The following is a 20,077-nucleotide window of genomic DNA, read 5'->3' as shown; positions in this document are numbered from 1 at the left end:
AGGACTCATGTTGATAGCTTTCAAATCCCCTGCGGCGCCGGAATTGTTGATGACGGAAGATCTGGCGCATTACCTGGTCGGCCTGTTGGGCAAGACCTTGGGCGTGCGGGGTGTCATCCACCACGACGAGATGTCCAGCGCCATCTCTCGCCTGGAATCGGCCATCGCGGTCGACAAGGCAAAGCATGCGGCGCATGAGTCGCACTACGCCACGGCGAGCGGCGATCCGTTGCATCACGATGCCGTCCATCTGGCACAGCGCGCGTTTCCGTTGCTTGACATGATGCGGCTGGCGCACAAGAAAAACGCCGACGTGCTCTGGGGGGTATGACGTGCCGCATTCGCCTGGCGGTCAAGGGTGAACGCGCACCGCGCGAGAGGGGATCGCCAGCAGTGGCAAAACGTGCCACGCGGTGATGCCAGCGATGAAAAAAGCGGCCTTCGGGCCGCTTTTTTCATGCGGCTTAGTGCAGCAGCGGTGCCAGCGCCCGTCGCGCGTCAGCATCGGATATCCCCATCCGCGCCGCGAAGTCCGCCACCTGATCCTCGCCAATCTTGCCAACGGAGAAATACGTACTTTCCGGATGCGCCAGATAAAAGCCCGACACGCTGGCCGCGGGCAGCATTGCCAGCGATTCGGTCAGGCTCATGCCCACGTCTGCGCACTGCATGACGCGGAACATGTCGCGCTTCACCAAGTGATCCGGGCAGGCCGGATAGCCCGGTGCCGGACGTATGCCTTCGTACTTCTCACGGATCAAGTCGTCGTTGGTCAGCGTTTCCTCCCGCGCATAGCCCCACAATTCCTTGCGCACGCGCTCGTGTAAATGCTCGGCGAAGGCTTCGGCCAAACGATCCGCGAGGGCCTTCAGCATGATCGCGCTGTAGTCATCATGGCTCGCTTCGAATGCCTTCTCGCGCGTTTCCACACCCAGTCCGGCGGTGACCGCGAACATGCCGATATAGTCGCCCTTGCCGCTGTCCTTCGGTGCGATGAAGTCGGCGAGGCAGCGATTGGGTCGTCGCACGCCATCCACGACCGGGCGCTCCGACTGCTGCCGCAACCCACGCCATGTCAGGGCAACCTCGGTGCGGGACTCATCGGTATAGATCTCGATATCGTCGTCGTTGACAACGTTTGCCGGCAGCAGCATCAATGTACCGCTGGCGGTCAACCAGCGATTCTGGATGACCTTCGTCAGCATCGCGCGCCCGTCGGCCATCACTTTGCGGGCGGCGTCGCCAACGACGTCGTCATCGAGAATCGCCGGGTAGGGGCCGGCCAGGTCCCAGGTCTGGAAGAACGGGCCCCAGTCGATATAATCGGCGAGCTTTGACAGATCGTAATTCTTGAACACCCGGCGACCGATGAAACTCGGCGCTTTCGGCGTGAACCCCGACCAGTCCAGCTTGAGCCGATTGTCACGCGCTTGCGCCAGCGTCACCATCGGCGTGGCCTTGCGGTTCGCATGCTGCTGGCGCACACGCTCATAATCGGTTCGCAAGTTTTCAATATAGGCTTTGGCGCCTTCATCGGACAGCAGGCTCGATGCCACCGATACCGACCGCGAGGCATCCGGTACGTAGACGACCGGGCCTTCGTAATGAGGTGCGATCTTGACGGCGGTATGCACACGCGACGTTGTCGCGCCGCCGATCAGCAGCGGGATTTGCTTGTCTTTGAAATAGTCGTCGCGCTGCATTTCGGCCGCCACATACGCCATTTCCTCGAGGCTCGGGGTGATCAATCCGGACAGGCCGATGATGTCCGCGCCTTCGTCCTTGGCTTTTTTCAGGATCTCGGCGCACGCGACCATCACGCCCATATTGACCACTTCGAAGTTATTGCACTGGAGCACGACGGATACGATGTTCTTGCCGATATCGTGGACGTCACCCTTCACCGTCGCAATGACGATCTTGCCCTTCGCGCGCACATCCGCGCCACTCGCGGCCATCCGTGCCTTTTCCTCTTCGATGTAAGGAATCAGGTGTGCCACCGCCTGTTTCATCACACGGGCGGATTTCACCACCTGCGGCAGGAACATCTTGCCGGCGCCGAACAGGTCGCCGACGACATTCATGCCGTCCATCAAGGGGCCTTCGATGACCTGGATCGGGCGCCCGCCCGCATCGGCGATCTGCTGCCGCGCCTCCTCGGTGTCGTCGACGATGAAAGTGGTGATGCCCTGTACCAGCGCGTGCGCGAGCCGCTGTGCCACTGGCTGCTGCCGCCACGCGAGATTTTCTTCCTTCTTCGCCGCGCCACCGCCCTTGAAGCGGTCCGCGATTTCCAGCAGCCGCTCCGTTGCGTCGTCGCGCCGGTTCAGTACGACGTCTTCCACGCGCTCGCGCAGTTCCGGATCAAGGTTCTCGTAGACGCCCAACTGGCCGGCGTTGACAATGCCCATGTCCATGCCCGCGGCAATCGCGTGATACAGGAACACCGTGTGAATGGCCTCCCGCACCAGATCATTGCCACGGAACGAAAAGGATACGTTCGAGACCCCGCCGCTGATCTTTGCGTATGGCAGGTTCTGCTTGATCCAGCGCGTGGCTTCGATGAAGTCCACCGCGTAGTTGTTGTGCTCCTCGATACCGGTGGCCACCGCAAAGATATTCGGATCGAAGATGATGTCCTCGGGGTCGAACCCCGCTTCGTCCAGCAAGACACGGTAGCTGCGCGCGCAGATTTCGGTCTTGCGCGCGAACGTATCGGCCTGACCTTTCTCGTCGAACGCCATGACGACCGCGGCGGCGCCATAACGGCGCACCAGCCGGGCGTGATACAGGAACGCTTCCTTGCCTTCCTTCAGCGAGATCGAGTTGACGATCGGCTTGCCCTGCACGCATTGCAGCCCGGCTTCGATGACCTCCCATTTCGACGAGTCGATCATAATTGGCACCCGTGCGATATCGGGTTCCGATGCGATCAGATTCAGGAAGCGGACCATTGCCGCTTTCGAATCCAGCATCGCCTCGTCCATGTTGATATCGATGACCTGGGCGCCGTTCTCGACCTGCTGCCGTGCCACGGCGAGCGCTTCGTCGTATTGCTCGTTCAGGATCATCCGCGCGAAAGCACGAGAGCCGGTGACGTTGGTGCGCTCACCCACGTTGACAAACAAGGCGCCGGCGCCGATGTTGAAGGGTTCGAGGCCGGAGAGGCGCATCGGGCGAGCGATCGGCAAAGTGTCGGACATGCTGGAGCGGTCGGTCGTTGTATTGGGATCGGCGCGCGGCACGGACGCCGGCGCGGCAAGGTTATCTAGGGCGCGATGGCCTGTCAGGCGGCGTCTGCGTCGCTGTGATGGTACTGCGAAGGCCAACGGCGCGGCCCGACCGTGCTCAGTGCCTGCGCGATGGCGGCGATATGGTCGGGCGTCGTGCCGCAGCAGCCGCCCGCGATGTTGACCAGACCCGATGTCGCGAATTCCTTCACGAGCCGCGACGTCACGTCCGGGGTTTCGTCAAAACCGGTATCGCTCATCGGATTGGGCAGGCCCGCGTTCGGATAACAGGACACGCCGCAATCGCACAGTTTCGCCAGTTCGGCAATGTACGGCCGCATCAGCGTGGCGCCGAGTGCGCAATTCAACCCGAAGGTGAATGGACGCGCATGGCGCAGCGAATTCCAGAAGGCTTCCACGGTCTGGCCGGACAGGATACGGCCGGACGCATCGGTGACCGTGCCCGAGATCATGATCGGGAGGCGCTCGCCGGTGTCCTCGAATAACTGATCCAGCGCGAAGAGGGCCGCCTTGGCATTCAGCGTATCGAAGATGGTTTCCACCAGGAACAGGTCGGAGCCCCCTTCCAGCAGTGCCTTTGCCTGTTCGTAGTAAGACTCGCGCAGTCCATCGAATGAGACGTTGCGCGCGCCCGGATCATTGACATCGGGGGAAATGCTCGCGGTCTTCGGTGTCGGGCCGATGGCACCGGCCACAAAACGCGGCTTGTCCGGTGTCGACGCCGCATCGCATGCTTCCCGGGCGAGCCGGGCAGATGCGACATTTATCTCGTACGCAAGCGCCTCCATCTTGTAGTCATCTTGCGCCACGCGTGTCGCACCGAATGTGTTCGTCTCGATGATATCGGCGCCGGCGGCCAGGTACTGGTCGTGGATCTCGCGGATGATATGCGGCTGCGTCAGTGACAGCAGCTCGTTGTTGCCCTTTACATCCTGCGCGATATCAGCGAAACGTGTACCCCGATAAGCTGCCTCGTCGAGCTTGTACCGCTGGATCATCGTCCCCATCGCGCCATCCAGTATCAGGATGCGCTTTTCCAACAACCCGGGCAGTTGCGCGCCGCGCGTGTAGGGGCGCATGGCCGGTTGGCCCGCGGCGGCGGGCGAGGACAGCGGGGGGGCGGAGGCGCTAGCCTGAGAAGACGTGGACATGACGAGAGCAGGATAAGGTCCGTGGTGCGGGCGATCCGGCGCGCAACCTGGCAGCGATGAGGACCGACACATTAACAAAGACACGATTCTAGCCGATCAAGGGCGTGGGGGGCGCAGCCGGCATGCACTGTCGATGCCCGGCGCGACGGCGGCCCGCATGCCGTTCCCGGTGGCGCGGCGTGTTGATAGAAAAAGGGGAAGGAGGCGGTGAAGTGCGTGGCTAGCCCCCTAGCCCCCTAGCCCCTGGGATGTCCCACCATCGTGATGAAGGAGGCGTGTGGTCAGTGCAGTATGACGGGGTGCAGCATCAGGCTGTCGAACTGTCCGAGAAAGTCGTCGACCTCCTCGAGTGATGGTTCTTGCGCGATAAGTCGTTGCACGTTTTCCCGGAACTGCATTGCCAGCACACCGTCGATGAACCATTCGCGCTGCAACTTCTTGTCGACTATCTCGTAACCGCCGGCCGTTAGGCGGGAGCTGCCCTCGGCGGCAAATTCAACGATGCAATAGTTCGGGCTGTTGTAGATCATTTGCATGGCGACACTCCAGTGAGTCCTGCTCCAGACGAACAGCCGATGTCGCGGACGCTCAGGCGTGGACCATGCGGGCCTGCCATGCCGGTGAAACATGTGGGAGGGGCAAATAGGCGCCGGACGATGGCACCGCTCCTACGGTAAAGCTCGGTATGGACAAGCTTTGCATCGTCTGACGCCGCAATGGCAGGCATCGTCGCCGTCATTGTGCATCCGGTTCCAGATTGGCTGATTTCCCGTGGATCGTAAAGCGCGCATTTGCAGATGTGGCCTGCAACATGTTGTGTTCGCGCATCGCGTCCACCGGGAGCGGTGTCCAGCGATGGATTGAAGGTGGGGCGATATCTACGAAAAGCAACCTTGCTGTCGCAAGGGTCGTGCCAGTATAGCATCGTGGGCCGCTCACGGGCGGTCGATCACCCTGGACGTCGACGGATCAGCGGTGTACGCGCCATCGGATACCGCGTTATTGTCCGTCGCACTATCATCGGACGCGCCTGCCGGCGGCAGGCGGGCGTGGAACAGCAGTTCGATTTGTGTCCCATTTGGCTCGGTCTGCATGATCCGCACCGGAACCCAGTTCATAGACGGTGCCAGCCACACGTCGATCCGGCGCTTATCTCCTTCCTTGCGCGGCAGCCGCATGAAGTGCAATGTCGCCACGGGACGATTGCCGATCATGGTCTGGTCGGTGCCAATCGTCTGAATCGGCCAGATCTCGGCGCTGTCGCTGTCAATCACGTCGAATGCGCGCGTAACCCCAGGCTGGTAAAGCGAGGCATCGGCGCGCACCAGGCTCGCCAGTTGGAAGATCATGCTGAAGCGATCCTGCGCGCCGGCCGGGAGCGGTACATTATTTGGCGTCCGCGTGAACGCAACATGCGGACTACCGTCGTCGCGCACGAAGCGAGAGACCGATGTGCCGCGACGTCCACGTGTTTCGGTATACGTATCTGGCGCCAGACCGTAGTCATCGATATGGCCTTCGCTGCGATAACTGTAGGTGCCGATGAACGGCACCGGCATCGACACCAGTAGCGTGTAGTGATGCCCGTCCGTGCGCCAGTGCAATGTGCCGCTTTGATTCTGCGCGCCGTTGTAGAACGTGTCGTAGACCAGGTCGCAGGACGGCATCAACGCGAATCGCGTGCCCTGTTGCGCGGGACCAGGGGTGCCGGTGCCTGGGTCCGGGGCGGCCGTGCCTGTCGTCGACGTCGTGGACGCAGGGACTGGCGCTCCGCTGTCGACGTTGGTCACGCGTTCGTGTGTGTTGCCCACGGGCGCCTCATCGACGCTCGCGGCTGAAACGCCTGCCGCGAGGGCCAGTCGCGCGGCCGTGGCTTCGATGTCGTCGGCGGATCGTGGACGCCGGATATCGCTCGCACCGGCGACGGCCGACGCCGGTTTCGCCGGGGACGCCACGTCAAGATGATGCTTGCCCCGCCTTGGGGCTTGCGCGTCCGACGAGAGGGGCGCAGGGCGGCGAGGCGGCGGCATCGGCGGTGTCCGCACAGGCGGTGGAGGCGTCAGCAAAGGCTGGAATGTCCCGGCAGCATATGATTTCCGTGCGTTACCCGCCGCGGCATCCCGGGTCTCGTCCGGCGTGCCGAGTGGGTCACTGCGACCGTCTCGGGCAATGCGGGTGGGCTGCAGCAGTTCCACGATTGCGTGGGCTTTCGCGGCAGGTTCGACGCCGTGCGTCTGGCCAAGCAGCCCGGCAAGGAACGCCACCATTACCGACAAATGCACGAACACAGCGGCGACGATGGCCACGATCATGCGCGCACGCCGTCGATGCACGCCGCGTTGGAGCGCAGGCCAGGCGGCGAGGGCGTGATAGTTTCCGACGGCGGACGAGACCGTCTGGCGGGCGGGGGACGAGGAAGGAGAGCGGGCATCGCGCATGGCCGCATTGTCGCGCATTGTCTCGTCCAATGTGTAATGCGACTCGCCTGTCCAAAGGACTCACGTAAAATGGCGCTCCGCCTGCCTTACTTTTTCTGGTTACCGATGAAGCTCGCCACATTGAAGGATGGCACCCGCGATGGTCAATTGATCGTCGTGTCCCGCGATTTGCAGTCCGCCGCGGTTGCCGATGCGATTGCGCCGACATTGCAGCGGGTGCTGGAAGACTGGCATTTCTATGCTCCCCAGTTGCGCACGCTGTACGAATCGTTGAATAGCGGGCGAGTGCGTCGGGCGTTCAAATTCGATGCGACGGCCTGCATGGCGCCGTTACCGCGCGCCTGGCGATGCATCGACGCGACGCATCCGATCGAGGGGAATGCGACCACCGGTGAATGGTTCGCCGCTCGTCGGGCCGACGCGCTGGTCGGCGCGCGCGACGACATCCTGGTCGCGGACGATGCACGACAACTCGCTTTACGCGCAGGCTTGGCCGCGTATCTCGGCGATATCGCGCCTGGCGCCTCACCGATGGAGGCGGTCTCGGCGGTCCGTTTACTGACGCTGTTCGCATCGTTCCAGGCATCGCCATCCGTCTCGGCCGAAGCGACTCAGGCGAAGGCCGTGCCGGGATGGTTCGACGCCACGGCACACGATGCGTTGGCCTTTGCGCCGCTTGCGGTGACGCCCGACGTTTTCGGCGAAGGCTGGCATCACGGGGTATTGCGCCGGCGGATCGACTTGAAGGTAAATGGGCAGCGCATCGCGGAGCCCGACGCAGCCGCCAACGCCGCTGCCGCGTGGCGTGCCGATATCGGCGGCTTCGCGACGGTCGCCGCCTTGTTGGGCCGCGAACAGGGTATCGGCGCGGGGACGATCGTGCTTGGCGCGCCCGGCATTGCTCGCCCGGATGCGGACATGCTGGCGGTAGGGGACCGCGTCGCAGTGGATATGCGGGACGATAAGGGCGTGACGTATTGCGGTACGATCGAGACCAGTGTGGCACCACGCACTGATGGCGACGCCATGGATGCCTGACCGGCCGTTCCCCGTTATCGTCCGTTAATACCCGAGGCCATGCCACAGTCGGGCGGTGCCACTGTAAGATAGGCGAATGTACAAGCAGGCGGTGCGCGTCGATGCCGACCCGGTCCGCCGTTGGGTCTGATGAAGGGCGGCCTTCGCGTTGCAATCGCGACGGGTCTCCGCATCCGCAGTTCGACCGACAGGCGGGCAAGGAACGTTTTTATCGGGTCGTGCGTGGCCGCACCGCCGCCCAGTGGAGAAATGCGATGTCTGAACAAGGCGGTCCGGAAGCGTGGCAGAAGTTATGGTCGATGTGGGTGCCTTCCACTACTGACGCGTCAGGCGCGACAGGGCCTGGGGCAGTAGGAGCAAAAGACGCAAGCTCACCGTTTCCTACTATGGCGGGCGCGTTTCCGTCCGGTTTCCCTGGCGTGGCTCCCGGTACTTTTCCGCAAGGCTTTTCTGGCGCGATACCGGGTTTTCCATCGAACGTGGCAGGCTTCCCAGGGATGCCCGGGACGTTTCCTGGGGTCGCAGGCGTGTCTGGCAATCCTTTCAGCGCGTTCGGGCCGTGGGGCCAGATGGCGGCGCTGGCGGCAATGACACCCGGCATGTCAGGTATCGCCGGGACGTCCGGCCAGGCAACGGGCGGTGCATCGGATCCCATGAGTGCAGCAAGTGCCGTCTTCAACGCGCCGTTCGCCGGATTGTCGCCGTCGTTATCGATGATGTCCGAGATGATCGCGCCGCTGACACAGGTTGACGAACTCGACAAACGGATCGCTGATCTACGCGCGGTCGAGCATTGGTTGAAATTGAATCTGCAAATGCTGCAATCGACAACACAGGCGTTGGAAGTCCAACGTGCGACGTTGGCCACATTGCGGGCATTCGGTGCGGCCACCGCGGCGGCAAGCGATGCGGCGACGCAACCGATGCGTGACGGCGCCGCTGGCGCGTCCCCCGATCCGTCCGTGGAAGCCGCCGGCGAAGCCATGGCGGCTGGATTGGCAGCGGTGCCGGCGCTCGATCCACAGCGCTGGTGGGCCATGCTGAACGATCAGTTCCAGCAAATGGCCGCCGCCGCCGCATCGGTCGCGCCGCCGACGGACGCTGGCGAGACCTCGCACCCGGCGGTAAGCAAAGAAGATGTCCAGGGGAAGAATGCCGCGGCACCGATTGCCGGGGCGGGTTCCCGTGCAACAGCCGCCCCCCCACGCCAGACGGACGGCGGACAGTCCGTACCCGCACCGGTGTCGGCCGCCAAGCAGCCGGTGAAACCTGTTGCGAAACGCGCGCCGCCACGCCCGGCAACGACGTCGAAAGGGGCGAATGGCAGCGCTGTGACGCGATCGGCCAGTCAGAACGCCGGGGGGCGCCCGCCCCATCGAAAATCCCCGTCATCGGTTTGACGTGCCCTGGGGCACCGGGGGCGCAGAGCGGCAGGGGAGGTGGCTCCCTCCTCATCACCCTCCTATCTCCCCATGCCGATATCGTGGCGGGATGAAAGGGGGTGCCGCGTTTTAACCGGCACCTTTGAGTAATTGCGACCGAACGCTTGGCATAGTGGTGCTCGTATCCAGCCAAATACCGAAAAACGCTCGACAGAATTCGTTGCCGGCAATTTTGCCAACCGGCTCGCCGTTGAGAAAGAACTGGGTGCCCTCATTGGGACGGAAGACGGCGGTCAAGTGATCGCTGGGTTGCACCGTGGGCAAAAATTGCGTCAATTGACGCTGCCAGACACGAATCTGTGCTCCATTTGCTATTCCTTGATCGGTCATCTGGCTAGCGAATTCGTTGGCCAGACGGTTGGCGGTATGATCGTTGCGATACTCCAGATCCAGAGCAAACGATTCGCGTGATAGATCATCGGCGGAAAAGGTGCCCAGGTCGACGAAGAGCTTGATGTCGTAGACCGGCCGACCATACCGCCTTAACAGTGCACTACCATACAACCGGGCCGCCGCGACCTGATCCGGTACGAAATCCAACGGATCATAGGCGATTGCCATGCGTGGAGCGACCGCGAGTGATACCACACACACCAACGCCAGCGCGGCGCCACGGATGCCGGTGGAAAGAGCGTGGCGCAAGATTTGCGAAGGTGTTGTAAAAGCGCGCAACGTAGCGGCGCATGGCGTCGCGCAAGATCGACACCATGTCCCTATCGAATTGACGATATTCGTTTTTTTGATCCTACGCATGAGAAGATGGGAATCACGGTGGTTGCTTGGTAGATGGAAAAGTCTGCATGTTATTATGCGGCCCAACAGTTGTAAGCTTTGCTCCGTGCGTCGCGCGAGCGGGCGCGATGACGGGTTGACTGGTGGAGCGGCCGGGTGTCGGGGTATTGGGCGAGCTTGCTGCTCGCGTGCCTCGCACGTACGCCGGTGTCGAACGTTGTCGTGGCCACACCGATGAGGTTAGAGGAAAAATGAACGGTATGCTTTACCCCGAACTCTACAGATCGCTCGAGTCGGTTCGCTGGGATATGGATAAGGATATCCCCTGGGATAAATTCGACGCTTCGTTGTTGTCTGACGAGCAGGCGAAGACGGTCAAGATGAACGCGATCACCGAGTGGTCGGCTCTTCCGGCCACTGAGATGTTTCTGCGTGACAATCGTCACGACAGCGATTTCTCGGCGTTCATGAGCGTCTGGTTCTTCGAGGAACAGAAGCATTCGCTGGTACTGATGGAGTACTTGCGCCGGTTCCGTCCCGATCTCGTACCAACCGAAAAAGAGTTGCATGAGGTGCGTTTCCCGTTCGATCCGGCACCGCCGCTCGAGACGTTGATGCTGCATTTCTGCGGTGAAATCCGACTGAATCACTGGTATCGCCGTGCCGCGGAATGGCATACCGAGCCGGTCATCAAGGCCATCTACGAAACCATCTCGCGTGACGAGGCCCGTCACGGCGGGGCGTATTTGCGCTACATGAAGCGTGCGTTGTCGCAGACCGGTGACGTGGCGCGAGCGGCGTTCGCGAAGATCGGCGTGTTGATGGCCTCCGCGCGTCGTACCGAGAAGCCGCTGCATCCGACCAATCTGCACGTGAACCAGGAACTGTTCCCGCGCGATACAGTGCAGTCGCGGTTGCCGGACCCGGATTGGCTGGAGCATTGGCTTGACGAACAGATCCTGTTCGATTCGGTGTGGGAGACCAAGGTGGTCGAGCGCATCCTGCATAACCTGTCGATCTTGTTCGAGCGTCCGTTCGCATCGGTGCAGGAGTTGAACCGGTATCGCAAGGAAGTGGTTCAGCGGATGCAGGCCGCGGCCGGCGACAGCACCCCGGCGCCTGTCGGCGTGTGACGGAAGAACGGGCATCCATGGTGTCGACACCCGCCTCCTCCGCATCGACGAGCACCATGGCGTCGCCGTCGCACGCGCCTGGCTTCGAACGTAAGATCGTGACGTTGGAAACGCTGCTCGCGCGGCGTGCGGACCTGCCCGAACCGGTGGTGTTCACCAACGGGGTGTTTGACATTCTGCATCGCGGACACGTCACCTATCTGGCGCGCGCGCGTGCGTTGGGCGCTTTCCTGATTGTCGGGGTCAACAGTGATGCGTCGGTCCGAACCTTGGGCAAGGGGGAGGACCGTCCGATCAACGCCGAAGCGGACCGTATGGCCTTGCTGGCTGCGCTGGCCGACGTCGATGCGGTGATCGGTTTCGCTGAATCGACGCCGGTCGAGCTGATCCGCGCCTTGCGGCCCGATGTCCTGGTCAAGGGCGGCGACTACGATATGGATGCGCTGCCCGAGTCCGCGCTCGTGCGCGGATGGGGCGGCCGTGCGATCGCCATTCCCTTCGAGCATCAGCGCTCGACCACGGCGCTGCTGCGCAAGGTCCGCGCGGCTTCCTGAGCGCGTGCTTGCAGTGCGTTGGCCTTACAGGCCGGTGCGACGTTATCCCGGCCAGCCTGTAGCGCGCATCTCGGGCAGCGTTAGCGCGTTCTCGTGTGGCGATGCCCTATCGCGTTAGCACACGATGCCCGCCGGCGGCCGTCGGCGGATGTGCTCCATTTCCTCTATATCTTGCTTACCGCTTCTCCTCGGGAGATGCCGGTGCGCGCGCGATATGCGATAAGCCCTGCAGGACGAGATCGTCATGTCGCGTGATCGGCATTGACAATACCGGCAGTACTTCCCGGGCGGCACCGCCCGCGACGATGCAGCGGCGCGTGGCCGACGCGTCGGTCGCATCGTCTTCCCAGGTCCGCCATGCCGACATGATCAGGCCAGCTTGCGCCTGGCGGCATCCCTCCACGATGGCCTCGCGCGTAGTACGCGCGAACCCGGCTGCCATGCCTGCGTGGACATCGGCGTCATGCAACGTCGGCAGCTGCGCCGCGTGTTGCCCGAGTGAGCGCAACATGACGCTCCAGCCTGGCGCGATCCAGCCACCGTTGAACCGGCCGTCCGCACTGATCGTATCGATCGTCGTTGCCGTGCCGAACGTGGCAATCAATAGCGCCTCACCCGGATAGGCCGCATGGGCGGCGATCATGCCGGCCCACCGGTCGCTGCCGAGCGTCTCGGGCTGCGCGTAGGTGTTGACCACGCCGCATTGCGCTGGTTGGGCGCGAATGACATGCCGTGGCGTATTCGGCCACATGGCGCTGCAGGCCGCCGCGATGCTTGCGGCAATCGTCGCGCCGGCGACGTTTGATATCCAGATTTCATCCGGTGGCGTCAGCGTGCGCCACGCCTGCTGTAGTTGTTCGGTGGCATCAGCCTCTAATGCGGTGGGGGATCGTAATGCGGCGACTGCGTCCGACGTCGCGACGTTGTCGAGAGAGGGAGCAGGCGCGGCGGTGCCCGCGTCGTGCGCATTGGACTTGTTTGCCGCGCCGTGCGCGAGCCATGCCCCCGCGGCGTCGGTGAGCGCCCACTTGAGCCTACTGTTTCCCGAGTCGATAAGCAGGCGGTGACGTACGGGCGCATGTTCGGCCAGTCGCAGCGAGACATCCCCTGCCTGCACCGCCACCCATTTACCTGTCGTCACCGCATCGGCACCCGGATGATCGTCGGCGCGGGCGTCCATGGGGTAGCCGCTTTCCTCGGCTGAACAGGTGCCACCGATCCCCGTGTCCACGAGCAACTGGCCACGCGCGTCGACGCCCGCGGCGATGCCGCTTACTTTCTCGACACCGCCATCCAGGATGCGAATCGGACGCCCGGCGAAACGATGCACGCGCCACCAGGCCTCGCGCATTGCTTCAAAACCGGATGTCGAAAAAGTCGACAGCCGCGTCACCAGCGCGTGCGTGATCGCGCAAAGCACATCACCGCGCCAGGTATCCGGTCGATGCTCGTGCGAATCGTCGGGGCTGCGCGATACGCTGTCCTCAGCGGAATCCCCCTGCCGCATCAGCATGGCCAGGCAGGCAGGCGGCAGGCCTGGCGGGCTGCCCGCATCGCTTGCCGCGGCGGGCGTGCCGCGGAGGTTCAAGCCAATGCCAATTACGACCGCGCATGCGTGCGCGCCGGTACCGGCCACTTCGATCAGGACACCACCGAGCTTGGCTTCGTCGAGAAGAATATCGTTCGGCCATTTCAAGCCGAGGCGGCGCGCGCGCGCCGGCGTCATGGCCGGTAGCGCGCGCAACCCCTCGACAATACCGAGGCCCACCGCGAGACTCAGCCCTGCCAATGCGTCCACCGAACAGGGCATCACGATGCCGATCGAAAAAAGTAGCCCTTCTCCCGGCACGGTACGCCAGGGGCGACCCTGGCGACCCCGTCCCGCCGTTTGCTCATCGGCGACGCGCACGATCGGCGGAAAAGCGGCGCAGCTGCGTGCCCAATCGATGGGGGCTGTCAGGGCACGTAACCACGGCTTGATTGGCGTGGCGTCAGGATGTGGCTGCGCCGGGTCGTTGGCCCAGCGTGAGAGGAGATCCGTGTTGGTCGAGCCGGTTTGTGCAACGGATTCCAGCACCCAGCCATCGGGGAGTCGGGAGGCGACGTGGCGGCGATCCAGAACGCCATAAGAACGGGTCGTATTCATTCGCGCATTGTAGCGTTGCGCCGTCGTCCTTGAGCGGGTCTGTATACAATGGGAGCCGATGCCGTGGATGTTTGGAGATACCGTGCCTTCGAATCTGGAAGCGCCCCCTTCGCTGACGGTCGACGAGGACCCGCAAGCGCAGCTAGGCAGCGCGGCGTCGCGCGACCCGGATGGCATGCCTGGGCCGCTTGGTCGTACTGCCCGCTTGTCCGGGCAATGGACGGCGCTCGCGCTCGCGTCTGATCGTGATCATGCGGGCGCGTTGTTGCGCCATGCGCGCGAACGGCCGCTGGCGGCCTGGGACCTGACGGCGATCGAGCGCCTCGATCACGCCGGTGGTCAACTGCTTTGGCGAACGTGGGGCCGCAAGCTGCCCGACCATGTCACGCTCACGGACACGCAACGCGGCATCTTCGACCGCATCGCGTTGCTGGACGCTCAGCCACACGAGTCGCCGGAGGACGTGCCGCGTATCGATCCCATCACCCGCTTTGGGCTGGCGATTTTCACGTTCGGTTCACATCTGCGCAGCGGCATCACCCTATTCGGTGGTGTGGTGCAGGATCTTGGCATCGTCATCGCGCATCCTTCGCGGATGCCATGGCGTGCGCTATCGGCGCAGATCTACGTAATGGGAGCGCAGGCGCTGGGCATCACGGCGCTTGTCGCCTTCCTGATCGGCATCGTATTGGGCTACCTCTCCGCGCAGCAACTGGCCGCTTTCGGGGCGAACGCTTATATCGTGAAGATTCTCGGGCTGTCGATCATCCGCGAATTGGGACCGGTCCTGGCGGCCATCCTCGTGGCGGGGCGCTCCGGTTCGGCGATTACGGCACAACTGGGGGTGATGCGGCTGACGGAGGAGCTGGACGCCATGCGGGTCATGGGCATCTCGCATGGCAACCGCCTGGTCCTGCCGCGTGTGCTGGCGCTGGCGATTGCCATGCCCTTGCTGATCATGTGGACCGATGCCATCGCGCTGATGGGCGGCATGGTGGCTGCGCGACTGGGTCTCGGTATTGATTTCGCATTGTTCCTGCAGAACCTGCGCAACGCCGTGCCCATCGTCAATTTCTGGATCGGACTGGGAAAAGGCGTGGTCTTCGGCACGTTGATCGCCTTGACCGCCTGCCACTTCGGTTTTCGTATCAAGGCCAATTCGCAGAGCCTGGGCGCCGGCACGACATCGTCGGTGGTCAGTGCGATCACGGTGGTGATCTTTGCCGATGCGGTATTCGCCATCGTGTTCCAGGACATTGGACTTTAAGGATCGGACGATATGACCCGCAGTGCCTTTGAAGCCGCCGCGCGATCCGCGCCGCCGCCGCCGGTGGGCGAGCCGGTGATCGAGATTCGCGATCTGTGTACGCGCTTTGGTGACACCGTGATCCACGATCACGTGAATCTGACCGTGTACCGGGGTGAAATCGTGTCGCTGGTTGGAGGGTCCGGCGCGGGTAAGACGACATTGGTGCGACAGATGCTGGGATTGGAGGCGCCCACCGCTGGCACGGTGCGCGTCTTCGGTGACGATCCCGCGCGGCCCACGTTGGGTACCCGGATGATGCGCAATCGGTCGGGCATGCTGTTTCAGCGCGGCGCGTTGTTCTCGTCGATGAGTGTGTTTGACAATGTCGCGCAACCGATCCGTGAATTCGGCCGTATCCCGGACGATCTCCTGCGCGACATCGTCATGTTGAAATTGGAAATGGTCGGACTGTCGTTTCGCCACGCCAACAAGCTCCCGGCGGAACTGTCCGGCGGCATGATCAAGCGTGTGGGTATCGCCAGGGCGCTTGCCCTGGAGCCGGAATTGCTTTGTCTCGATGAACCTACCGCGGGTCTCGATCCGAATGCGGCCGATGATTTCGTCGACCTGATCGCGAGTCTGCATCGCGCCTTGGGACTGACCGTCGTCATGATCACGCACGATCTCGACACGATGGTCTCACTGTCCACCCGTGTCGCCGTGCTGGCTGACCGACGGGTTATTGCCGCGGCACCCGTGGAAGAGGTCGCCGGCGTCTCCCATCCGTTTATCGAGGAATATTTTTTAGGCGAGCGCGGCCGTCGCGCGTTGGCGGCCTTGCCGTCGGTACGACGTGCGACGTTGCCGGATAGCGCACACTGGAACTGATATCGCCGAAAGGCAAAGAGTGGAGTAGGCATGGAAAACAAGTCGCACGCGTTTGCGACCGGGCTGTTCACGATCTTGCTTGGCTTGGCGATTGTCGCGACCTTGCTGTGGCTGCGTCGCGATACGAGCGAACGCGTCCCCTATGATGTCGTCACGCGCGGAGCGGTCACCGGGCTGTCCCCCAATGCACCAGTGCGCTATCGCGGCCTGCTGGTCGGTCGCGTGCAGCGGATCGGCTTCGATCCATCCGGGAACGGTGAGATCGATATCCGGATCATGGTTGATGCAAAAACCCCGATCACGCATGCCACCGAGGCGTCGCTGGGTATCCAGGGCGTGACCGGCTTGGCCTTTGTCCAATTGGGTGAGCGCGCCGACGCTGACATCTCGGCGGGCACTCCCGAAGGCGCCAGGTCAGGCGTCGGCGCGACGACGACCGCATCGAACGCTGGCGCGGAAGCAAACCCGGCCGCCTCGCCCATCGATCGCAGTCCGTTGTCGACATCGGCAAGCCAGGTCGCGCGTATTCCCATGCGTTCGGGCCTGCTTGAGCAGTTGGAGCATCGTGGGCAAGCGTTGCTGACGCAGATGGCGCGCATCGGTGACAATCTCGGTCGCTGGACCGACGACGACACCCGGCAGCAATTCATGGCCACGATGACCAGCATCCGCCACGCCGCAAAGCACGTGGACGCGCTGGCCGTGCATGCTGATCCTGTGGTGCAGCGATTGCCGGAGACAATGGCGCATCTGGACCAGACCGTGCAATCGGCAAACCGGTTGATGATCACGCTTAACCGTCCGGATGGCCCGTTGATCGGGAACCTGAATCGTATCGGCACGGCGGCGGAGCGCACCGGCGACGCGCTCGCGGATATCTCCGCCAAGGTTCGTTACGACACGCTGCCGCGCCTGGATGCACTATCGGACAATGTCCGCGTGGCGAGTCGCAGCATAAGCCGCGCCGCGGACCTGATCGCCGATCATCCGCGCAGCTTGCTGTTCGGCACGCCGAGGCCGAGTCCGGGGCCGGGTGAGGCCGGTTTTGGGTGGCCGTCGGCAGTGCGCGGCAAGGCAGGTGCCGGCCCCGTGGGCGGGGCGAATGCCGCCTATCATGGCGCAGCCGGTGCCGATGTGGCGGACGCGCCCGAGGCGCCTGATACGCCGGATGCGCCCGACGCCTCCGGCAATCCCGCCAGCCACGCGGGTGGCATGAGCGACACCCATGGTGCGGCGGCCGACGACCAAGGCCAGGATGATCGTGACGCGCAAGCGGCATGGCGCGCCATCGCGCCGAAAGGAGAGGGAGAATGACGGGCAGCAGTGTGCGTTTCGGCGGGGAGGCAGCACGGATGTCGCGTCGCATGCTCTGCCTCGTGTGCATGGTGGGCGGCGCGGTGACTGTGTTGACGGGCTGCTCGACGACGCCCAAGCCGGTGGTCAGCAATCGTCTGGTGCGCTATGACCTGGGTCCATCGGCCGCATTGCCGCCATCCACCCTGCAAGGCGATGACGCCACGGCATCGCAGGCGGTCCGGCCGCAAGTGCTCGCGACCAATCCTCCCGCGCTGAAGTTGATGCCGGTGAGTGCTTCCGCGTCGCTCGATGACGACCGGATTCGCTATCGATTGGATTACGCTGACATCCGCGAAGCGCGTACCTACGCGAACAGTCGCTGGTCCGGCACGCCGTCGCAACTGTTGACGGACCGGTTGCGCGCGCGTCTGGCCTCACGCGTGGAGGTATTGCAAGGCGGTGACCCCGAGCGCGCGCCATTGCTGCGGATCGAACTGATCGATTTCTCACAGCGCTTCACGTCAGCCCGCCAGGGGGTGGGCGTGGTCAGCGTGCGCGCATCTCTGCGGGCACCCTGGCCGAGCGCCGCCGCCCTGCAAGGCGCGAAGACCGGCGCGTCGCCGCGTTCGACGGGCGCGAACCGTTGGGTCGCACAGCGTGAATTCACCGTCAGTGTGCCTTGCCCCAGCCCGAACGCCGCTGGCGCCGCGGCGGCCATTGCCGATGCGAGTGACAAGGTGGCCGCGGCGGTCGGCGATTGGGTTATCGTTGCGTTACAAACGCACCTGGCGGAACGGGGGGCTGTCGAGTGATGTCACCGGCATCGCCCGCCCCCTTTCCCTAGCCGCCTGGTAGGCCCCTTTCCGTATCGATCAAAAGAAGAACGCCAGCCGCATGTCGCGACGTCCGCCATCTGTGTCCAGATCGCCCAAATCCGTGCGAAACGGCAAGCCACCCCATGCGCAGTCGTCGGTCGTTCCGCCCGAGCATCAGACGGACAAGCCATGGCGTCGCCGGGCATCGCCGCTTGCGCGGCAAGCGCTGGCGTGGTGGGTCGCGCTGGTGATGTACGGCAGCTTGTACCCGATGACCGGTTGGACGGATATAGGCGTTGGTCCATTTGCTTATCTGAGCGCGCCCATCCCCCGCTGGCTCACCCCGTTCGATCTGATCACGAACGTTCTCGGGTATGTACCGCTTGGCGTCTTCGTCGTGCTGGCCGTCTACCCGCGGTTGCGTGGTGCCTCGGCCGTGCTGGCGGCGCTGCTCTCGGGCGTGATCCTGTCCGGTGCGATGGAAGCCGTGCAGACCTATCTACCCACGCGCGTGGCGTCGAACCTCGACCTCGCGACGAACGCCGTGGGTGCCTTGATTGGCGGTGTTGTCGCGGCGCCGTTCGTCGGAGCCTTGCTAGATCGCGGCTGGTTACGAAGGAAGCGGTTCCAGTGGTTTGAGCGGCATTCCGGCAAATCCATCGCCTTGCTGCTGCTGTGGCCGCTTGCGCAGATGTATCCCCAACCCTTCCTGCTGGGCATTGGTGACTGGCCGCGCCGGATCTGGGATCTTGCCGATCCGGCCACGACCGACGCCATCCTCGATTTCGTGCCTGGATTGAGCGCGTTCGCCGATGCATTCCCCGACGCCCTTGCTTCGTGGACCGATTCCCATGTCTGGGAAGCGATCATCACGACGCTCGGCGTACTCGGCGCAGGATTGTTCGCCTCGTTGCCGATCCGCGCACAGGCGCCGCGCTATAGGTTGATCTATGGAATGTTGATCAGCGCATTGGTCGTCAAGACCGTTGCGAATGGCGTGCAATCGAGCGGCGACTGGCGTAATTGGTTCGACTGGACGACCGACGGCGCGATTACCGGGTTGCTGGCGGGCGCGTTGATTTTGCCGTTCTTTCTGCGCCAGCGCCTGCGCAGCCGTGCCTTATGGGCGTCTGCCACCCTGCTTGTTTCCTTGCTGCTGGTGAACCTGTTGCCACTGAATCCGTACTGGCCAGGCGTGCAGATGAGCTGGCGGCAAGGCGAATATCGGCATTTGAATGACCTGGCGCAATGGCTTGCCGGTGTCTGGCCCTATGCGGCCTTGCTCTGGCTTGCGGCATCCGCCGAACGCGACTGGCTATCGGCCCAGGCGCGCCGTCGCCGCCCGCATTGACGGCGAAATGGGTCGTCGACGCATCGCGGCGTCGGGGCATCCACCGCGCCGCGTGTGGGCCACGGCGGGCGTGCAGGCCGCGAGGCATCCCCGTGAACACCATGGCGCACCGCCCAGATCGCTATAATGGCGCTTATCGCGGACCCGGCAAAGATCGGGGTCGCCCCCCTGCAAACCGTCCACTGCCAATCAGGTCCGGTCACCATGTCCGAATCCCCTTCCGCTGCACCGTCTTTTTACAAGCATCACGTGTTTTTCTGTCTGAATCAACGTGATGCCGGTGCGTCGCGTCCGAGTTGTGCCGGTTGCGGCGCGGCCGAGATGCAGCAATACGCGAAAAAACGCATCAAGTCCCTGGGCCTCGCCGGGGAGGGGGCCGTGCGGATCAACCAGGCCGGCTGCCTCGATAGGTGTGAATTGGGCCCGGTGCTGGTCGTCTATCCGTCGGCCACGTGGTACACCTATGTTGATCAATCCGATATCGATGAGATCATCGATTCGCATCTTGTGGGCGGCAAGGTTGTTGAGCGGCTGCTGGTGGACCTGCCGGGCGCGTGAGCAGCGGCAGAACATGCGGAAAACATCGACAAGGG

Annotated in this window: 17 protein-coding genes; 11 read left to right on the top strand and 6 right to left on the bottom strand. The window is 63.4% G+C overall.

Annotated elements, in window-relative coordinates; all coding sequences use genetic code 11:
• Positions 1–7 precede the first annotated feature (7 nt).
• Complete coding sequence (locus SJQ66_RS29390) at positions 8–331, top strand: DUF1840 domain-containing protein (RefSeq protein WP_024905153.1); 324 nt, start codon at positions 8–10, stop codon at positions 329–331.
• A gap of 133 nt (positions 332–464) precedes the next feature.
• Here SJQ66_RS29390 and metH read toward each other — a convergent pair whose 3' ends face one another.
• The 4 genes from metH to SJQ66_RS29370 form a co-directional block, all read right to left on the bottom strand.
• A complete protein-coding gene (gene metH, locus SJQ66_RS29385) occupies positions 465–3,203 on the bottom strand; it encodes a methionine synthase (protein ID WP_081765137.1) in 2,739 nt (912 codons plus the stop codon).
• A gap of 83 nt (positions 3,204–3,286) precedes the next feature.
• Complete coding sequence (locus SJQ66_RS29380) at positions 3,287–4,330, bottom strand: homocysteine S-methyltransferase family protein (protein ID WP_320535401.1); 1,044 nt, start codon at positions 4,328–4,330, stop codon at positions 3,287–3,289.
• Positions 4,331–4,683: 353 nt separating this feature from the next.
• On the bottom strand, positions 4,684–4,938 hold the full coding sequence (locus SJQ66_RS29375) for a BTH_I0359 family protein (RefSeq protein WP_024905152.1): 255 nt from the start codon (positions 4,936–4,938) through the stop codon (positions 4,684–4,686).
• A 399-nt stretch (positions 4,939–5,337) separates the two neighbouring features.
• Positions 5,338–6,858 (bottom strand): DUF3108 domain-containing protein, encoded by a 1,521-nt coding sequence (locus tag SJQ66_RS29370; protein ID WP_320534873.1) that lies wholly within the window; start codon positions 6,856–6,858, stop codon positions 5,338–5,340.
• Positions 6,859–6,909: 51 nt separating this feature from the next.
• Here SJQ66_RS29370 and SJQ66_RS29365 point away from each other — a divergent pair, with 51 nt between their 5' ends.
• Both SJQ66_RS29365 and SJQ66_RS29360 read left to right on the top strand, forming a co-directional pair.
• Complete coding sequence (locus SJQ66_RS29365) at positions 6,910–7,878, top strand: fumarylacetoacetate hydrolase family protein (RefSeq protein WP_051504653.1); 969 nt, start codon at positions 6,910–6,912, stop codon at positions 7,876–7,878.
• A 254-nt stretch (positions 7,879–8,132) separates the two neighbouring features.
• Complete coding sequence (locus SJQ66_RS29360) at positions 8,133–9,278, top strand: PhaM family polyhydroxyalkanoate granule multifunctional regulatory protein (protein ID WP_157685165.1); 1,146 nt, start codon at positions 8,133–8,135, stop codon at positions 9,276–9,278.
• 111 nt (positions 9,279–9,389) lie between these two features.
• Here the strand turns inward: SJQ66_RS29360 and SJQ66_RS29355 are convergent, their stop codons facing one another.
• Positions 9,390–9,962 (bottom strand): chalcone isomerase family protein, encoded by a 573-nt coding sequence (locus SJQ66_RS29355; protein ID WP_320534872.1) that lies wholly within the window; start codon positions 9,960–9,962, stop codon positions 9,390–9,392.
• A 341-nt stretch (positions 9,963–10,303) separates the two neighbouring features.
• Here SJQ66_RS29355 and SJQ66_RS29350 point away from each other — a divergent pair, with 341 nt between their 5' ends.
• Positions 10,304–11,185 (top strand): ferritin family protein, encoded by an 882-nt coding sequence (locus SJQ66_RS29350; RefSeq protein ID WP_024905147.1) that lies wholly within the window; start codon positions 10,304–10,306, stop codon positions 11,183–11,185.
• 56 nt (positions 11,186–11,241) lie between these two features.
• Positions 11,242–11,739: a D-glycero-beta-D-manno-heptose 1-phosphate adenylyltransferase gene (gene rfaE2 / locus SJQ66_RS29345; protein ID WP_024905146.1), complete on the top strand. Its 498-nt coding sequence runs from the start codon at positions 11,242–11,244 to the stop codon at positions 11,737–11,739.
• A gap of 175 nt (positions 11,740–11,914) precedes the next feature.
• On the opposite strand, the gene SJQ66_RS29340 is transcribed toward rfaE2, so the two are convergent.
• A complete protein-coding gene (locus SJQ66_RS29340; RefSeq protein ID WP_320534871.1) occupies positions 11,915–13,885 on the bottom strand; it encodes a biotin--[acetyl-CoA-carboxylase] ligase in 1,971 nt (656 codons plus the stop codon).
• Between the two features lie 67 nt (positions 13,886–13,952).
• Between SJQ66_RS29340 and SJQ66_RS29335 the strand changes: the two genes are divergently transcribed.
• The 6 genes from SJQ66_RS29335 (at position 13,953) to SJQ66_RS29310 (ending at position 20,042) form a co-directional block, all read left to right on the top strand.
• On the top strand, positions 13,953–15,152 hold the full coding sequence (locus SJQ66_RS29335; RefSeq protein WP_096335625.1) for an MlaE family ABC transporter permease: 1,200 nt from the start codon (positions 13,953–13,955) through the stop codon (positions 15,150–15,152).
• Positions 15,153–15,164: 12 nt separating this feature from the next.
• Complete coding sequence (locus tag SJQ66_RS29330) at positions 15,165–16,022, top strand: ABC transporter ATP-binding protein (RefSeq protein ID WP_024905143.1); 858 nt, start codon at positions 15,165–15,167, stop codon at positions 16,020–16,022.
• 30 nt (positions 16,023–16,052) lie between these two features.
• On the top strand, positions 16,053–17,336 hold the full coding sequence (locus SJQ66_RS29325) for an MlaD family protein (RefSeq protein WP_024905142.1): 1,284 nt from the start codon (positions 16,053–16,055) through the stop codon (positions 17,334–17,336).
• Positions 17,333–18,130: an ABC-type transport auxiliary lipoprotein family protein gene (locus SJQ66_RS29320; RefSeq protein ID WP_024905141.1), complete on the top strand. Its 798-nt coding sequence runs from the start codon at positions 17,333–17,335 to the stop codon at positions 18,128–18,130. The genes SJQ66_RS29325 and SJQ66_RS29320 overlap by 4 nt, the downstream gene beginning before the upstream one ends.
• A 103-nt stretch (positions 18,131–18,233) precedes the next feature.
• Positions 18,234–19,484, top strand: coding sequence for a VanZ family protein (locus SJQ66_RS29315; protein WP_313905213.1), 1,251 nt, complete (start codon positions 18,234–18,236; stop codon positions 19,482–19,484).
• A gap of 204 nt (positions 19,485–19,688) precedes the next feature.
• Complete coding sequence (locus SJQ66_RS29310; RefSeq protein ID WP_036012373.1) at positions 19,689–20,042, top strand: (2Fe-2S) ferredoxin domain-containing protein; 354 nt, start codon at positions 19,689–19,691, stop codon at positions 20,040–20,042.
• The last annotated feature ends 35 nt before the right edge of the window (positions 20,043–20,077 follow it).

It is taken from the genome of Robbsia andropogonis, from assembly GCF_034047095.1.
In the GTDB taxonomy this organism is placed as follows: domain Bacteria; phylum Pseudomonadota; class Gammaproteobacteria; order Burkholderiales; family Burkholderiaceae; genus Robbsia; species Robbsia andropogonis.
Note: the sequence above shows the minus strand (reverse complement) of the source record. Positions and strands in the feature narration are given on the sequence as shown.

Coding starts and splice junctions, on each gene's coding strand:
- SJQ66_RS29350 (WP_024905147.1), top strand. CDS start 10,304: ATGAACGGTATGCTTTACCCCGAACTCTACAGATCGCTCGAGTCGGTT.
- SJQ66_RS29335 (WP_096335625.1), top strand. CDS start 13,953: ATGTTTGGAGATACCGTGCCTTCGAATCTGGAAGCGCCCCCTTCGCTG.
- SJQ66_RS29360 (WP_157685165.1), top strand. CDS start 8,133: ATGTCTGAACAAGGCGGTCCGGAAGCGTGGCAGAAGTTATGGTCGATG.
- SJQ66_RS29325 (WP_024905142.1), top strand. CDS start 16,053: ATGGAAAACAAGTCGCACGCGTTTGCGACCGGGCTGTTCACGATCTTG.
- SJQ66_RS29340 (WP_320534871.1), bottom strand. CDS start 13,885: ATGAATACGACCCGTTCTTATGGCGTTCTGGATCGCCGCCACGTCGCC.
- SJQ66_RS29310 (WP_036012373.1), top strand. CDS start 19,689: ATGTCCGAATCCCCTTCCGCTGCACCGTCTTTTTACAAGCATCACGTG.
- SJQ66_RS29330 (WP_024905143.1), top strand. CDS start 15,165: ATGACCCGCAGTGCCTTTGAAGCCGCCGCGCGATCCGCGCCGCCGCCG.
- metH (WP_081765137.1), bottom strand. CDS start 3,203: ATGTCCGACACTTTGCCGATCGCTCGCCCGATGCGCCTCTCCGGCCTC.
- rfaE2 (WP_024905146.1), top strand. CDS start 11,242: ATGGCGTCGCCGTCGCACGCGCCTGGCTTCGAACGTAAGATCGTGACG.
- SJQ66_RS29390 (WP_024905153.1), top strand. CDS start 8: ATGTTGATAGCTTTCAAATCCCCTGCGGCGCCGGAATTGTTGATGACG.
- SJQ66_RS29320 (WP_024905141.1), top strand. CDS start 17,333: ATGACGGGCAGCAGTGTGCGTTTCGGCGGGGAGGCAGCACGGATGTCG.
- SJQ66_RS29380 (WP_320535401.1), bottom strand. CDS start 4,330: ATGCGCCCCTACACGCGCGGCGCGCAACTGCCCGGGTTGTTGGAAAAG.
- SJQ66_RS29370 (WP_320534873.1), bottom strand. CDS start 6,858: ATGCGCGACAATGCGGCCATGCGCGATGCCCGCTCTCCTTCCTCGTCC.
- SJQ66_RS29365 (WP_051504653.1), top strand. CDS start 6,910: ATGGCGCTCCGCCTGCCTTACTTTTTCTGGTTACCGATGAAGCTCGCC.
- SJQ66_RS29375 (WP_024905152.1), bottom strand. CDS start 4,938: ATGCAAATGATCTACAACAGCCCGAACTATTGCATCGTTGAATTTGCC.